This window comes from Ulvibacter sp. 2305UL32-6, from assembly GCF_058148545.1.
The window spans coordinates 1-854 of the sequence record NZ_JBYVKA010000052.1 but is presented as its reverse complement, the minus strand read 5'-3'; the positions used below and the strand labels follow the sequence as shown (position 1 = coordinate 854).

The following is an 854-nucleotide window of genomic DNA, read 5'->3' as shown; positions in this document are numbered from 1 at the left end:
TTGTTTGTATAATGCCAGTGGCGTTTCTTGGCTCGCTGTGGCTCAACCAAATTTGCGGAGCAAATGTTGGCAGCGGCGTCGACGCGTGCGACTCGGAAGCCACGGCGAAGCCGTTTACGGGTTTATTCGGAATTAAAGATAGTTAATTATTTGTACGAAAAACAATTCAATTAACCAACTTCGCCATTGGCTTTATACGGTGTTGGCAAACGTTATTCTGCCTCTGCAAATATTAGAACTTGTTCTAGTTCAATTAATTCCGGCTTATTAGGATATTTTTCCATTATCTCTTTTAATTTGTATTCCGCAGCTTCGCAATTTTTATTTGTATTTCGACAGCTATATACGAACGCATAAGCTATTCTGTAACTAGCATGATAGTCATTTGGGTAAATTTCTTGTGCTCTGGTATATTGAAATACGGCATTATGCCATTGGCTTTTACTTAAATATGAATCTCCACTTGATATAAAAAAGGAATATTGTTTCTGATCAATTTTTAGTTGTTTTTGATTCGGTGTTTTATAATCAGTGTTGTCTTTAAAAAACGAAATAGAAAAGTAAACCACTAAGGAAATAAATATCAAAGCTATAATTATCGTAACAAAGTTTTCCTTCTTCCTTTTTGTTATTATTTTCTGACGTATTTCTAATAGTTCTTCCTTGGTAGCAGTTCTTATATTTTCCACTCCGCCCGCTGCTGCATAATATTCCCTTTTACGATTTAAAAAGGTTTTGTGTTTGGTGGAAAAATAACTTTTTCTGAGCAACTTCCTGTTTGTCTTCAGACTAGTATTCATGCTTTGCATGCTTCCTGCTCCACTCATTTTTATAGCTATTTTATAATGTTTGCC

General features: G+C 35.1%; 1 protein-coding gene. It reads right to left on the bottom strand.

The features are described from left to right. Positions 1–212 precede the first annotated feature (212 nt). The coding region (locus ACY2RU_RS17660; RefSeq protein ID WP_490139805.1) for a hypothetical protein at positions 213–854 on the bottom strand (642 nt) is incomplete at its 5' end.